Below are 14,425 nucleotides of genomic sequence, written 5' to 3' on the forward strand. Positions count from 1 at the left end.
GGCGGTCACGCCCCGATCCGGTAGAGGGAGTGGGTCCAGGAGAAGGTGCCGTTGTCGACGTACCAGGCGTGGGAGGCCCAGTTGTAGCGGTCGCTGGAGGGCCAGGGGTCGCCCCAGTAGACCCAGCTGCTGGCGGTGTCGTAGCCGTAGATCACGTGCATGTGGCCGCCGCCGTTGGACCACTGGATGCGGGTCTCGACGGGCCTGTTGGCGTTGATCTCGGTCTGGACGGTGGAGTACTGGAGCCAGCCGGTGACGTAGCTGCCGGAGTTGACTCCGGCCCAGCGCAGGCCGGTCTGGACGTTGCCGAGGGTGGCCTGGTTGTTGGGGCACTCGGTGCCCTGCTGGCGGTTGAAGGCGGCGTTGCAGAACTGGTTCTGGCTGTAGCCGCGGCCGAACCAGGTGGCGATGGTGTTGCCGCCCGCGGCCCAGCACCAGTTGGTCTTCTGCTGGGCCTGCATCGTGATGTTCAGGCGCTTGGAGGCGAGGGCGGCATTCGCGGTGTCGGTGCCCGCACCGGCGGCGGCGGCGGTGCCGGAGCCGGTGGGCAGCAGGACGAGGAGCAGGGCGGAGACGAAGGCGGCGAGGGGTAACCGCCTGGTTCTGTTGCGCATCGCGTTCCTCCCGAGGTGGGGACCCGAGGTGGGAAGTGGGGGGATGTGGGGGGGGTGGAGGAGCGCGTCCGGACGCTGTGGAGGAGCATCAGGGTGTTGTCGCGATCAGGTCAACACGCTTCAATACGCGGTGACGTCGCGGTGTGAACGGTGGGGCTGCGGTGTGAACGGTTGACTTCGTTCCACCTGGTCTCCCCGGCCCCGCCGGCCGGCCCCCACGTCGGCTGATGTGAACGTTCACAGAGGAGTCGCCATGCGGCCGACCGGCGACCAGGCGGGCAGGGCGGGCGGGCCGGGAACGGCGGAGATCGGCCAATTGCTGCGCGGCGGTCCCTTCCACCTCGCCCTGCGCGCGGCGCTGGCCGCGCGCGGGCTGCCCCTGCACCGGGTGCAGCACCGGCTCGCCGCCCGCGGCATCAAGGTCGGGGTCACGAGCCTCAGTTACTGGCAGCAGGGCGCCCGCAGGCCCCGGCACCCGGAATCCCTGCGGGCCGTCTCCGCGCTGGAGCAGATCCTGGAGCTGCCGGACGGCGCCCTGCTGCGGCTGCTGGGCACCCCGGAGGGCCCCACCGGGCCGGCCCGGCCGGCGGCCCGCTCGTACCGGGCGCTGGTGAGCGTCGGCGCGGCGGTGGAGCAGCTGCTGGACGGGATGGAACTCCCGGCGGACGGCGGGCTGCACTCGGTCGGGCACCACGAGCGGGTCCGCATCGGGGCGGCGGGCGAGCTGCGCCGCCGCGCCTCGCAGCAGATCGTCCGCGCGCACCGCGACGGGGTGGACCGGTACCTGGCCGTCCACCACGGGGATCCGGGCTGCGACGCCGCCCGCGTGGAGGTCCGGGCCCACGAGAACTGCCGGACGGGCCGGATCCGCTGCCACCCGGAGGCCGGGGTGGTGGTGGCGGAGCTCCTGTTCGACGCCCGGCTGCGGCGCGGGGACACGTACGTCTTCGGCTACGGCATCGAGGACGGCACGGGGGCGCGGAGCACGGAGTACGTGCGCGGGTTCAGCTACGCGGGCGGCCAGTACATGCTCCAGGTCCGCTTCGACGGGGCGGCGCTGCCCGTGCGCTGCCGCCGGTTCGCGCGGACCGGCCCGCTGGCCCCCCGCACCGGGCTGGCCGACCTGACGCCGAGCGGCCGCCACCGGTCCGTCCACCTGGTGGAGCAGGGGGTCCGGCGCGGGATCCTCGGGATCGCCTGGGACTGGGAGTAGCCGACGGGCCCGTACGGCGCGGCCCGGATCGCGAGGGCCGGGAGCCGGGGGACGGGCGGACGGGCGGGGGGCCGGGCGGACGGGCGGGGGTTCGCTCAGCCCGCGATGAGCTTGCCGTTCTCCGCCTTGACCGGGACGGCGGGCAGCGGGGTGGTGGCCGGGCCGCGCAGGACCTCGCCCGTGCCGAGGTCGAAGCGGCTGCCGTGGCAGGGGCAGTTGCCCTGACCTTCGACGATCTTGTCGAGGACGCAGCCGGCGTGCGTGCACTGCGCGCTGAACGCCTTGTACTGGCCCTCCGCCGGGCAGCTGACGACGACCTTGCGCTCCCGGAACAGCTTCGCGCCGCCGACCGGGACGGCGGCCGCATCGCCCAGCTCGACCGGCTCCGTCGGCACGGCGGGGCTGCCGTAGCCGCTGTTGGTTTCGGTGGAGCACGCCGACAGGGCCGCTCCGGCGCCGACGGCCCCGGCGAGCGCGGCGGCGCCCTTGAGGACGGTACGGCGGGCGGCGGGCTGTGACGCGGACATGCGGTTCTCCTGGCGCGAGGGCCGGGCCGCGGGGCGGGCCCGGTGGGGGCGGTGCCCGGCAGGCCCGTCCCGAGGGAGGCCCTGGGCGGGCCCACCCGACGATACCGGGGCCCGATGGGATACCTTCCCCCGCGTGATCGTCGTCGGTGGAGAAGCCCTGATCGACCTCGTGCCCGTCGCGCAGCCGCCGGGCGCCCTGTTGCCGCGGCCCGGCGGGGGGCCGTACAACACCGCGCTGGCGCTCGGCCGGCTCGGTGCGAGCGCCGCCTTCTGCTCCCGGGTGTCCACGGACGGCTTCGGGGAGGGCCTCCTCGCCGGGCTGCGCGCCGCCGGGGTGGACCTCTCGCTCGTGCAGCGCGGGCCGGAGCCCACCACCCTGGCCGTGCCCTCGCTGGCCCCGGACGGCTCGGCCGCGTACCGCTTCTACGTCGAGGGGACCGCCGACCGGCTCTTCACCCTGCCGACCGCGCTGCCGACCGGCGTACGGGCCCTCGCGCTCGGCACCTGCTCGCTCGTGCTGGAGCCCGGCGCGAGCGCGTACGAGGCCCTCCTGCGCCGGGAGTCGCGGCGCGGCCTGCTCACCCTGATGGACCCCAACATCCGCCCGGCGCTGATCTCGGACCCGGCGGCCTACCGCAAGCGCTTCCTCGGCCGGCTGCCGTACGTGTCGGTGCTGAAGCTGTCCGAGGAGGACGCGGCCTGGCTCGGCGGGCGGCCCGCCGACTGGCTCGCGGCGGGCCCGTCGGCCGTGGTGCTCACCCGGGGCTCGGCCGGGCTGACGGTGTGGACGGCCGGGGGCGCCGAGCACAGCGCGGCGGCCAGCCCGGTCACCGTCGCCGACACCATCGGCGCGGGCGACACCGTGAACGCGGCGCTGCTGCACCGGCTCGTGGGGACGGACCCCGCCCGCGCCGACTGGCCGGACCTGCTCGCGTACGCCGCCCGCGCGGCGGCGCTCACCTGCACCCGGGCCGGCGCCGAGCCGCCCTACGCGGCCGAGCTGGACCTCAGCCGATAGCGGCCCACACGGTGCGGGCGACGGCGGGGGCGAACTCCTCGACCGGCTGGACCACTTCGGCGCCGGAGAAGTGCAGGAAGAAGGCCCGCTGGAAGCAGGCGCCGAGGAGCAGCGCGGCGGCGGCGCCGGGGTCGGCGCCGGGCCGCAGGCGGCCTGCGGCGAGGTCGCGGCGCAGCTTCTCGGTCAGGGCCTCCAGCACCAGGTGCGGGCCCGCGCCGATCTTCTGGACGCCCTCGCGGTGGCGGGTGAGCAGGGCCGGCTCGGCGAAGAGCGAGGCCGCCATCGGGATGGCGTCCGCGTAGAAGAGCGAGGCGTTGCGGGCGATGCCGGTCAGGGCCTCTTCGACGGTGTGCTCCCCCGGGTCGGCGGCCAGCGCGGCCATGAGCGGCCCGGCGTTGGGGGTGCGCTCCATCAGCACGCGCACGAAGAGCTCCTCCTTGTTGGCGTAGTGCTTGTAGAGCGCGGCCTCCGAGCAGCCCGCCTCGCGGGCGATGGCCTTGGTGGTGGTGTTGGCGAGGCCGATGGTGCGCATGAGGCTCTCGGCGGCGTCCAGGAGCCGCTCGGGGGTGGGACGGCTTGACGTGGCGGCGGGCATGCGCTCACCCTAGTGGACAGGGGGGTGAGTGAATACTCACCCACCCCTGCTGGGACCATCTACACACACGGGAAGCATCCGTACAGACACAGGGGTCCACGATGAAGCTCACGGTGTTCGGAGCAACGGGCGGCGTCGGCCGCGAGGTCGTCCGTCAGGCGCTCGCCGCAGGCCACGAGGTGACCGCGGTCGTGCGCGACCCCGCCCGGCTGGGCGTGCCCGCGCACGAGCGCCTGCACGTGGCCGTGGTGGCCGATCTGACCGACGAGACGGCCCTGGCGCCCGTCGTGGCGGGCCGGGACGCGGTGGTGTCGGCGCTGGGCGCCGCGAACAACAAGCAGGCACGGCTCACTCCCGTCGCGGGGCCCGCGCTCGCCGCCGTCCTGGCCGTGATGGAGCGGACCGGGGTCAGCCGCCTGTCGGCGATCAGCGCGGCGCCGCTGGGGCCCGACTGCCCCGAGGACGGGGCACTGCTGCGGGTGGCGGTCTACCCGCTGCTGCGGCGGGCCCTGCGCGACCTGTACGCGGACCTCGCGGTCATGGAGGCCGCGATCGGCGCGAGCCGCACCGAGTGGACGGTGATCCGCCCGCCCCGGCTGCTCGACCGGCCCCGCACCGGCACCTACCGGCGCGCCCTCGACGCCAACGTGCCGGGCGGGAAGCACATCGCCCGCGCGGACGTCGCGGACGCCCTCCTGACGACCCTGACCGACCCCTCCACGGTCGGCCACGCGGTGGGCGTGGCCGCCTGACCGGCCGGAGGGGCCGGAGTGGCCGGAGCCATGAGAGCCACCGGGGCACCCTGCGGCCGCCTGCCCTCACGGGCCCGGCCGGGGACCACCCCGCGGCTCCCTGCCGGCCCGGGACCGCCGCGCCGCGCCCGCGCCTCCGCCGGGGAGGGCGGGCGGCCCCGCCCCTGCCCGGCACGCCGCACGGGGCGGGGCCCGGCCATGGATGGCCGGGCCCCGCTCCGTGACGCGTCCTGGCGGCGCGGCGCCCCGCCCTCTCGGCGTGCCCTACGCCTTGCGGGCGCGCGTCGCCTTCTTCGCCGGAGCGGCCTGCTTCGCGGCCGCCGCCGTCTTGGCCGCCGTCGTCTTCTTCGCCGCCGTCTTCTTCGCCGGGGCCGCCTTCTTCGCGGCCGCCGTCGTCTTCTTCGCCGGCCGGGCCGGAGCGGCCGGGGCCGTCGCGTCGGACACCCGGTCCGCGCCCAGGATGTCCCTCAGGAACTTGCCCGTGTGGCTCGTGCTCACCGACGCGACCTGCTCCGGGGTGCCCTCCGCGACGACGAGGCCACCGCCGTAACCACCCTCGGGACCCATGTCCACGACCCAGTCCGCGGTCTTGATGACGTCCAGGTTGTGCTCGATGACGATCACCGAGTTCCCCTTGTCGACCAGACCCGACAGCACCTTGATCAGCTTCGAGATGTCCTCGAAGTGCAGACCGGTCGTCGGCTCGTCCAGGACGTACACCGTCCGGCCCGTCGAGCGCTTCTGGAGCTCGGACGCCAGCTTGACGCGCTGCGCCTCACCGCCCGACAGGGTCGGCGCGGACTGGCCGAGCCGGACGTACCCGAGACCGACCTCGTTGAGCGTCTTGAGGTGGCGCGCGATGGTCGGCACCGCCTCGAAGAAGCCCAGCGCCTCCTCGATCGGCATGTTCAGGACCTCGGCGATGGACTTGCCCTTGTAGTGGACCTCCAGCGTCTCCCGGTTGTACCGGTCGCCGTGGCACACCTCGCACGGGACGTACACGTCCGGCAGGAAGTTCATCTCGATCTTGATCGTGCCGTCGCCGGAGCAGTTCTCGCACCGGCCGCCCTTGACGTTGAAGGAGAAGCGGCCCGGCAGGTAGCCGCGGACCTTCGCCTCCATCGTCTCCGCGAAGAGCTTGCGCACGTGGTCGAAGACACCGGTGTACGTCGCCGGGTTGGACCGCGGGGTCCGGCCGATCGGCGACTGGTCGACGTGGACGACCTTGTCGACCAGGTCGTCGCCCTCGACCCGCGTGTGCCGGCCCGGCACGGACCGGGCGCCGTTCAGCTCGCGGGCCAGGTGCGTGTACAGGATGTCGTTGACCAGGGTGGACTTGCCGGAGCCGGAGACACCGGTGACCGCGGTGAGCACGCCCAGCGGGAAGGACACGTCGATGTCCCGCAGGTTGTTCTCCTTGGCGCCGTGAACGGTCAGCTTGCGCTCCCCGTTCACGGGGCGGCGTACGTCCGGGAGCGGGATGGACCGCTTGCCCGACAGGTACTGCCCGGTCATCGACTCGGGGTTCTTCAGCAGGTCCTTCAGCGAACCGCTGTGGACCACCTTGCCGCCGTGCTCGCCCGCGCCCGGGCCGATGTCGACGACCCAGTCGGCCACCTTGATGGTGTCCTCGTCGTGCTCGACGACGATCAGGGTGTTGCCCATGTCCCGGAGCCGCACCAGCGTCTCGATGAGCCGGTGGTTGTCCCGCTGGTGCAGGCCGATCGACGGCTCGTCCAGCACGTAGAGCACGCCGACCAGGCCGGAGCCGATCTGCGTGGCCAGCCGGATGCGCTGGGCCTCGCCGCCCGACAGGGTGCCGGCGGCACGGTTCAGCGAGAGGTAGTCCAGTCCGACGTCCACGAGGAAGCGCAGCCGCTCGTTGACCTCCTTGAGGACCCGCTCGGCGATCTTCTTGTCGCGGGCGTCGAGCCGCATCTGGCCGAGGAAGTCCGCGCACTCGCTGATCGACATCGCGGCGACCTCGGCGATGGACTTCTCCATCACCGTCACCGCGAGCACGATCGGCTTGAGGCGCGTGCCCTCACAGGTCGGGCAGGGCACCTCGCGCATGTAGCCCTCGAAGCGCTCGCGGCTGGCGTCGCTCTCGGACTCCGCGTGCCGGCGCTTGACGAACGGCACCGCGCCCTCGAAGGCGGTCGTGTACGCGCGCTCCCGCCCGTACCGGTTGCGGTAGCGCACCTCGATCTGCGTCTTGTGCCCGTAGAGCAGGGCCTTCTTCGCGCGCAGCGGCAGCCCGGCCCAGGCGATGTCCGTACGGAAGCCGAGCTCTCCGGCGAGCGCGCCGATCAGCCGCTGGAAGTAGTCCTTGGTGTGGCCGAGCGACCACGGGGAGACCGCGCCCTCGTCGAGCGACTTGTCCTCGTCCGGAACGATCAGCTCCGGGTCCACTTCCATGCGCGTGCCGATGCCGGTGCACTCGGGGCAGGCGCCGAAGGGGGAGTTGAAGGAGAAGGAGCGGGGCTCCAGTTCCTCGAAGGAGAGGTCGTCGTACGGGCAGTAGAGGTGCTCCGAGTACATCCGCTCGCGCTCGGGGTCGTCCTCGGCGAGGTCGACGAAGTCCAGGATCACCATGCCGCCGGAGAGGCCGAGGGCGGTCTCGACGGAGTCCGTCAGCCGGCGCTTGGCGCCGTCCTTGACGGTGAGGCGGTCGATGACCACCTCGATGGTGTGCTTCTCCTGCTTCTTCAGCGTGGGCGGCTCGGAGAGCTGGACGGTCACCCCGTCCACCCTGGCCCGGCTGTAGCCCTTGGTCTGGAGGTCGGAGAACAGGTCGACGAACTCGCCCTTGCGCTCGCGGACCAGCGGGGACAGCACCTGGAAGCGGCTGCCCTCGGGCAGCGCGAGCACCTTGTCGACGATCGCCTGCGGCGACTGCCGCGAGATCGGACGGCGGCACTCGGGGCAGTGGGGCTTGCCGATGCGGGCGAAGAGCAGGCGGAGGTAGTCGTAGACCTCCGTGATGGTGCCGACGGTGGAGCGCGGGTTGCGCGAGGTCGACTTCTGGTCGATCGAGACGGCCGGGGAGAGGCCCTCGATGAAGTCGACGTCGGGCTTGTCCATCTGCCCGAGGAACTGGCGGGCGTACGACGAGAGCGACTCGACGTAGCGGCGCTGCCCCTCGGCGAAGATCGTGTCGAAGGCCAGGGAGGACTTCCCCGACCCGGAGAGGCCGGTGAAGACGATGAGCGAATCGCGGGGGAGGTCGAGCGAGACGTTCTTGAGGTTGTGCTCGCGAGCGCCACGAACGATGAGACGGTCGGTCACGCCGGTCCGCACCTTTCTTGAGAGAGCGGGGGCACGGCCCCCGTCCCAGGGTATGGGGGACGCCGCTGCGATGGACTTGGTCGATGGACTTCCGAGCGTATAGCACGCACATTCGATTTACGGCACTCGGAAGACCGCTTCACCCGATCGTGTGGCGGCGGATCCGGGCCCACTAGGCTCGGTTCCATGACTGATCATGTGCACGACCTGCGATCTGTACGTGAAGCCACGGACCGGCTGCTGACCGCGGTCGCGAAACTGGACAACGCCGCCCTCGCCGAGGAGTCACACCTCCCCGGCTGGACCCGTGGCCACATCCTGGCCCACCTCGCGCGCAACGCGGACGCCCTGGTGAACGTCTTCGAGGCGCGCCCGATGTACGAGAGCGCCGAAGCGCGCGACGCGGACATCGCACGCGACGCCGGCCGGTCCCTGGAAGAACACCTGACGGACCTCCGTGATTCCGGGGCCCGCTTCCTCGCCACCACCGAACCCGACCAGGACTGGTCCCGCACCGTCGAGCTGCGCAACGGCGTCACCGACCTCGCCGCCAACGTGCCCTTCCGCCGCCTCGTCGAGGTCGAGCTGCACCACGTGGACCTGAACGTCGGCTACGAGCTCCACGACCTGCCGGAGGAGTTCACCGACCGCGAGATCGCCTTCCTCGCCGACCGCTGGTCCGGCCGCCCGGACGTCCCACCGGTCACGCTCACGGCGCACGGCGGCCCCGTCTGGCACACCGGCGGCCCGCAGGGCACCCCGGTCACCGTGAGCGGCCCCAAGGACGAGCTCCTGGGCTGGCTGGCCGGCCGCGGCCGCAAGGGCGCCCGCCTCTCCGTCGAGGCCGGCGACGGCCTCCCCGAGCTCCCCGCCCTGTAGGACACCGCCGTCACCGGCACGCACCCCTCTAGGATCGAGACATGACGTACAGCGGAGCGGTCAAAGTCGGCGGTCCGGCCGACGTGCACGAACTCGCGGACCTGATGATCTCCAAGGTCGCGGTGGGTTCGATGAACAACAACGCCTACCTCCTGCGCTGCCGGGCCACCGGCGCGCAGCTGCTGATCGACGCGGCCGCGGAAGCGGACACGCTGCTCAGCCTGATCGGCGACGACGGCATCGAGTCCGTCGTCACCACCCACCGGCACGGCGACCACTGGGGCGCGCTCGCGGACGTGGTCGCCGCGACGGGTGCGCGGACGTACGCCGGCGCCCACGACGCCGAGGGCATCCCGGTCGGCACGGACGTCCTCGTCGAGGACGGCGACACCATCCGGGTCGGCCGCGTCGAGCTGACCGCGCGGCACCTGGTCGGGCACACGCCCGGCTCGATCGCGCTGGTCTACGACGACCCGCACGGGCACCCGCACGTGTTCACCGGCGACTGCCTCTTCCCGGGCGGCGTCGGCAACACGTGGGGGGACGCGCAGGCCTTCGTCCAGCTGCTCGACGACGTCCAGCACAAGCTCTTCGAGCGGCTGCCGGACGAGGCGTGGGTCTACCCGGGCCACGGGAACGACACGACGATCGGTGCCGAGCGGCCGCACCTGGCCGAGTGGCGCGAGCGCGGCTGGTAACGCGCGGCCGCAGCGCGTGGGCGTCGTACGTGGGTTTCGTGCGCGGCCGTAGTGCGCGGCCCGCACGGCCCGGCCGTCAACACCGCGGGGGGCCGTGCACTCCTTCCGGTCGATGATGTCCGAACGCCTGTCCTGGGGGTGTGGGTTGGGGTAGTTGCTGCACCATGCGACAGCACCCCTCCCCGCTCCCCTCCCCCCGTCCCGCTCCCGCACCCGCTCCCGCTCCGCCCTCGATGCTCCGGCTCGCCTCGGCCGCCCTCGCCGGGACCGCCATCGAGTTCTACGACTTCTTCGTCTACGGCACGGCCGCCGCCCTGGTCCTCGGGCCGCTCTTCTTCCCGTCCTTCTCGCCGCTCGCCGGGACCCTCGCCGCGTTCGCCACCTTCGGCGTCGGCTTCCTGGCCCGCCCCCTGGGCTCCGCCGTCTTCGGCCACATCGGCGACCGCTACGGGCGCCGCCCGGTCCTGCTCGGCTCGCTGCTCCTCACCGGCCTCGCCACGGTGGCCGTCGGCTGCGTGCCCTCGTACGCCTCGATCGGCATCGCCGCGCCCCTCCTGCTGGTCCTGCTGCGGTTCCTCCAGGGGTTCGGGCTCGGCGGCGAATGGGGCGGAGCGGTGCTGCTGACCGCCGAGCACGCCCCCGAGCGGCGGCGCGGGCTGTGGTCGAGCTTCCCGCAGATCGGCCCGGCCGTGGGCTTCCTGGCGGCCAACGGCCTGGTGCTGGTCCTGTCGGGCTCCCTGACCGACGCGGAGTTCGCCGCCTGGGGCTGGCGGGTGCCGTTCTGGGCGGCCGGGCTGCTGGCCCTGGCCGGGCTGTGGCTGCGGCGCTCGGTCGAGGAGACCCCGGAGTTCCGTGCGCTCGCCGAGAGCGGCCGGCGGGCCGAGGCCCCGTTCGCCGAGGTCGTACGCGGCCACTGGCGGCTGCTCCTGCTGACCGGCGGGGCGCTCGCGATCGCGTACGCCGTCTTCTACGCGGTCACGACGTGGGCCCTGGCCTACGCGACGGCGGCCCTGGGCGTGGACCGCACGGTGATGCTGGGCTGCGTGATGGCGGCGGTCCTGGTGATGGGGCTGGCGACCCCGCTGCTGGCGGTGCTCGGCGACCGCTGGGGCCGGCGGCCGCTGTGTCTGGCCGGCTGCGCGGCCTGCCTGGTGTGGATGCTGCCGTTCGTGGCCCTGCTGCGGACGGCGGACCCGCTGCTGATGACCCTGGGGTGCACGGTCGCGCTGGTGGGGATGGTGACGATGTTCGCGGTGGTGGGCGCGTACCTGCCCGAGCTGTACGCCCCGCGGATCCGGTGCACGGGCGCCGCCGTCGGCTACAACCTGGGCGGGGTGCTGGGCGGGGCGCTGACGCCCGTCGTGGCGACGGCCCTGGCCGAGGGTTCGGGTCCGCCGTGGGGCGTGGCGGTGTACCTGACCGCGATCGCGGTCGTGAGTCTGGGCTGCTTCGCCCTGCTGCCGGAGACGAACCCGGCGGTGACGGGCGTACGCGCTGACGCCGGGGCGCACGCGGACACGGATGCGGGGGCGGCCGAAGCGGCCGCCCCCGCATAGCCCCGAAGGGCCGTGGTCACGCGTCGACGCTCTCGCTCTCCGGGCCGGCGGCGGCTTCGGCCGCCGCCTGCTTCTTCGAGGCGATCAGGCTGGTGATCGTGGTGATCACCAGGACGCCGCAGATGACGCCCAGGGAGACCGGGATGGAGATCTGCGGGACGTGCACCCCGGACTCGTGCAGGGCGTGCAGCACCAGCTTGACGCCGATGAAGCCCAGGATGACGGACAGGCCGTAGCTGAGGTGGACCAGCTTCTTGAGCAGGCCGCCGATGAGGAAGTACAGCTGGCGCAGACCCATGAGGGCGAAGGCGTTGGCGGTGAAGACGATGTACGGGTCCTGGGTGAGGCCGAAGATCGCGGGGATCGAGTCCAGGGCGAACAGCACGTCGGTGGTGCCGATGGCGAGCATCACGATCATGAGGGGGGTCATGATGCGCTTGCCGTTGTTCAGGATGAAGAGCTTGGTGCCGTGGTACTGGTCCGCGACGCCGAACTTCTTCTCGACGGACTTGAGGAGACGGTTCTCCTCGAACTCCTCGTCCTCCTCGTCCTTGCGGGCTTCCTGGATCAGCTTCCACGCCGTGTAGATCAGGAACGCGCCGAAGATGTAGAAGACCCAGGAGAAGCTGGCGATGATCGCGGCGCCGGCCGCGATGAAGATCGCGCGCAGTACCAGGGCGATCAGGACGCCCACGAGCAGCACGCGCTGCTGGAGGTGGGACGGGACCGCGAACTTCGCCATGATCAGGACGAAGACGAAGAGGTTGTCGACGCTCAGGGACTTCTCGGTGATGAAGCCGGCGAAGAACTCCTGCGAGGCCTGCCCGCTCCCGAAGAACCAGAGGCCGAGGCCGAAGAGCGCGGCGAGGACGATCCAGACGACCGTCCAGATGCCCGCTTCCTTGATCGAAACGTCATGCGGTTTGCGGCCGATGAAGAAATCGGCGCCGATGAGCAGGGAGAGACCCAGAATGGTCGCGACCCAAAGGGCCCAGGAAACTTCCACGGTGAACACGCCTCCGGCGGATGGCTCAGCACTTCGTCAGCGTCATCGCTGCCGGAGGTCTCTTCCACCCGGGCGGCCTGGAGGCCGTGGGCCGACGCCCCGGGACCGGCCGCGTTGGTGAAAACCGCAGTGGTCCGTATTGACGGGCACGCCGTAGCAGGAAAGCAGGAATACTCCCCTCCGCACGCACCAGAGTACCCGTCGACCCCCGAGAAGGTAAAGGGAATCCCAAAGACTGGTCAGCGACTGGTCATCGACCGCTCCGCCGGGCCCGCGCTATGCGCTCCAGTGCCTGGTCCAGGACCCGGCTGCCCTGCGGGGGCAGATCGGGCTCGAAGGTCCAGGCGTGCTGCACCCACGGGTCGGCCAGGTGGTTGTCCGGTACCGGCGACAGCCGCATCAGCGAGCGCCACAGCGGGTCCAGGAGCGGCCCGTACGCCGAGGCCTCGTCACGGTCCGCGACCATCAGCAGGTGCACGCCCACGGCCGGGCCCTCGTCGGCCAGGTAGCGCAGCTGGGTGACGGCACGGTCGTCGAAGCCGTGGGGGAAGTCGTGGACGACGAGCAGCTGCTCGGCCCGGTCCACGTCCGCCGGCAGTTCCTCCGGCGCTCCGGCGCGCAGGGCCATCTGTACGAGGTCCACCCGCCGGGTCAGGTCCGCGAGCGTCCGGGTCACCCCGGCGGCTCCGGCGGCGGGCGGCGAAGCCAGGACACCGGCGCGCACCAGCGGGGCCAGTGCGGCGGCGCCCGCCCCGGCGGCGTCGATGACGTGGACGGACAGGCGGCCCGCCGGCTGGACGGCGAGCAGCCGCACGGCGTGCGCGACGGCCATGTCCATGGCGGCGCGGCGCAGCCGGTCGGTGTCCATCGCCATGGCGGCCTCGGAGCCGGTGCGGCCGTTGTCGATCCACAGTCCGCGCTCCAGCGGGAACCGCATCAGCATGGGGATCCGCAGGTCGGGCCGCTCGGGCAGGCTCAGGTCGCCGAGGCGCAGGGCCAGCGGGGCCTCCTCCGGGGCGACCTGGCCGTGCCAGACCGGGTTGTCCCAGCGGGCGTACGCGGCGGGCAGCGCCGGTTCGACCACCTCGGCCTCGGCGGTCAGCTGGACCAGGTCCCGGTCGAGGACGGCCCGGGCCTGGGCGACGAGCTCCTCGCGGCGGGCCCGGGCGGTGTCGCGGGCGGCGTTGCCGGAGCCGCCGAGGCGGTGGCGGGGGTCGGACAGGGCGTCGTCGAGCTCGCGGTCCAGCCGGGAGTCGGCGAAGTCGACGGCACTGCGGTAGGCGGCGACGGTACGGGCCAGGTCCTCGAACATGCCCCAGACCTGGTTGTAGAGCCGCTCCTCCATGGACCAGCCGCTGGCGTCGCCCGCGACGGGGCGCGGCGGCTGTCCGGGCCCGGCGGCCGGGGCGGGGCGGGGCGCGGGCTCGGGCGGCTCCGTGCTGGTGCGGCGCCTTCGCGGGTGGGCGTAGTCGATGGTGGGCGGGCCGCCGGCGGTGTCCCCGGGGGCGGGGGCGGGGCCGGGCGTTCCCGCGTACGGGACCCCGGAGACGGGGATCGGCTCGGGCGGTTCGGGCGCGGGCGTGACGGACTGCGGGACGGCGTCCTGCGGCCCGGAGTCCGGGCGGGCCGGGTCCTGGTGGCCGGTGTCCCCGAGCGCGTGCGCGTCCCGTACCTGGGTCGGCATGGTGGCGAGCGTGCGGTCGGCGTCGGCGAGCGGCGGGACGGCCCCCAGCGCGGCGGCGGCCAGGGCGGCGGCCTCCGGTCCGGCCAGTCCGCCGTCGGTGAGCAGGGCGGGGAGGCCGGTGGCGTAGCCCTGGCCGACGGCCCGGACCTTCCAGGCGCCCTGGCGCCGGTACAGCTCCACGGCCACGACGGCCGTCTCGGCGTCGAGGTCAGTCAGGGTGAAGCAGGCCAGTTCGGGCCCGCCCTCGGCGGCGACCGCCACGTACGGGGCCGGGACCGCGCCGAAGCGGACCGCTCCGCCGGGCGGGAGCACGAGCACGACGCCGATCCGGTGGACGCCGGCCGCGACCGCGTCGAGGTCGACGGCGAGGGCGTGCCGGTCGGCGACGTCCCCGGGCGCCCGGAGCCCTGGGAGGGCCGGGGAGCCGGCGTGGGCCAGCGCCCCCGGGCCGGTGAACCGGCCCTGCTCGTCGGCGAGCGTGGCCAGGGCCAGTACGGGCGCGCCCGCCGAGACCCTGACCTCCACCCGGCTGTGGGACACGGGGTGGTTCTGCCCCCGGACCAGTTCGGCCGTCATCGTGCAGCCCCTCCCCCGT

12 protein-coding genes are annotated in these 14,425 nt (G+C 73.2%); 6 read left to right on the top strand and 6 right to left on the bottom strand.

Annotated features, from left to right (window positions below):
• Window positions 1-5: 5 nt before the first annotated feature.
• A complete protein-coding gene (locus tag AC07B0_RS25540) occupies window positions 6-614 on the bottom strand; it encodes a papain-like cysteine protease family protein (RefSeq protein WP_467291326.1) in 609 nt (202 codons plus the stop codon).
• Window positions 615-867: 253 nt separating this feature from the next.
• Here AC07B0_RS25540 and AC07B0_RS25545 point away from each other — a divergent pair, with 253 nt between their 5' ends.
• On the top strand, window positions 868-1,827 hold the full coding sequence (locus AC07B0_RS25545; RefSeq protein WP_469380231.1) for a hypothetical protein: 960 nt from the start codon (window positions 868-870) through the stop codon (window positions 1,825-1,827).
• A 95-nt stretch (window positions 1,828-1,922) separates the two neighbouring features.
• On the opposite strand, the gene AC07B0_RS25550 is transcribed toward AC07B0_RS25545, so the two are convergent.
• Complete coding sequence (locus AC07B0_RS25550) at window positions 1,923-2,354, bottom strand: Rieske (2Fe-2S) protein (RefSeq protein WP_478898999.1); 432 nt, start codon at window positions 2,352-2,354, stop codon at window positions 1,923-1,925.
• A gap of 133 nt (window positions 2,355-2,487) precedes the next feature.
• Here AC07B0_RS25550 and AC07B0_RS25555 point away from each other — a divergent pair, with 133 nt between their 5' ends.
• Window positions 2,488-3,372 (top strand): carbohydrate kinase family protein, encoded by an 885-nt coding sequence (locus AC07B0_RS25555; RefSeq protein WP_467291321.1) that lies wholly within the window; start codon window positions 2,488-2,490, stop codon window positions 3,370-3,372.
• Here AC07B0_RS25555 and AC07B0_RS25560 read toward each other — a convergent pair.
• Window positions 3,362-3,967: a TetR/AcrR family transcriptional regulator gene (locus tag AC07B0_RS25560; RefSeq protein ID WP_478899000.1), complete on the bottom strand. Its 606-nt coding sequence runs from the start codon at window positions 3,965-3,967 to the stop codon at window positions 3,362-3,364. The two genes, AC07B0_RS25555 and AC07B0_RS25560, sit on opposite strands and share 11 nt — an antisense overlap.
• 101 nt (window positions 3,968-4,068) lie before the next feature.
• Here AC07B0_RS25560 and AC07B0_RS25565 point away from each other — a divergent pair, with 101 nt between their 5' ends.
• Entirely contained in the window at window positions 4,069-4,719 is a 651-nt protein-coding gene (locus tag AC07B0_RS25565) for an NAD(P)-dependent oxidoreductase (RefSeq protein WP_356879754.1), read from the top strand.
• A 264-nt stretch (window positions 4,720-4,983) separates the two neighbouring features.
• Here the strand turns inward: AC07B0_RS25565 and uvrA are convergent, their stop codons facing one another.
• Complete coding sequence (gene uvrA / locus AC07B0_RS25570) at window positions 4,984-8,007, bottom strand: excinuclease ABC subunit UvrA (protein WP_478899001.1); 3,024 nt, start codon at window positions 8,005-8,007, stop codon at window positions 4,984-4,986.
• 186 nt (window positions 8,008-8,193) lie between these two features.
• Here uvrA and AC07B0_RS25575 point away from each other — a divergent pair, with 186 nt between their 5' ends.
• From AC07B0_RS25575 to AC07B0_RS25585, 3 genes are all read left to right on the top strand, one after another.
• The gene (locus AC07B0_RS25575) at window positions 8,194-8,886 is read left to right on the top strand and encodes a maleylpyruvate isomerase family mycothiol-dependent enzyme (RefSeq protein ID WP_478899002.1); all 693 of its coding nucleotides are present in this window, start codon (window positions 8,194-8,196) and stop codon (window positions 8,884-8,886) included.
• A gap of 41 nt (window positions 8,887-8,927) precedes the next feature.
• A complete protein-coding gene (locus AC07B0_RS25580; RefSeq protein WP_469380218.1) occupies window positions 8,928-9,584 on the top strand; it encodes an MBL fold metallo-hydrolase in 657 nt (218 codons plus the stop codon).
• A gap of 233 nt (window positions 9,585-9,817) precedes the next feature.
• Complete coding sequence (locus AC07B0_RS25585) at window positions 9,818-11,140, top strand: MFS transporter (protein WP_478899037.1); 1,323 nt, start codon at window positions 9,818-9,820, stop codon at window positions 11,138-11,140.
• 16 nt (window positions 11,141-11,156) lie between these two features.
• Here AC07B0_RS25585 and AC07B0_RS25590 read toward each other — a convergent pair whose 3' ends face one another.
• Both AC07B0_RS25590 and AC07B0_RS25595 read right to left on the bottom strand, forming a co-directional pair.
• Entirely contained in the window at window positions 11,157-12,146 is a 990-nt protein-coding gene (locus AC07B0_RS25590; RefSeq protein ID WP_356879762.1) for a TerC family protein, read from the bottom strand.
• Between the two features lie 250 nt (window positions 12,147-12,396).
• The gene (locus AC07B0_RS25595) at window positions 12,397-14,406 is read right to left on the bottom strand and encodes a TerD family protein (RefSeq protein ID WP_469380215.1); all 2,010 of its coding nucleotides are present in this window, start codon (window positions 14,404-14,406) and stop codon (window positions 12,397-12,399) included.
• Window positions 14,407-14,425: the final 19 nt, after the last annotated feature.

It is taken from the genome of Streptomyces sp. NPDC044704, assembly GCF_056433525.1.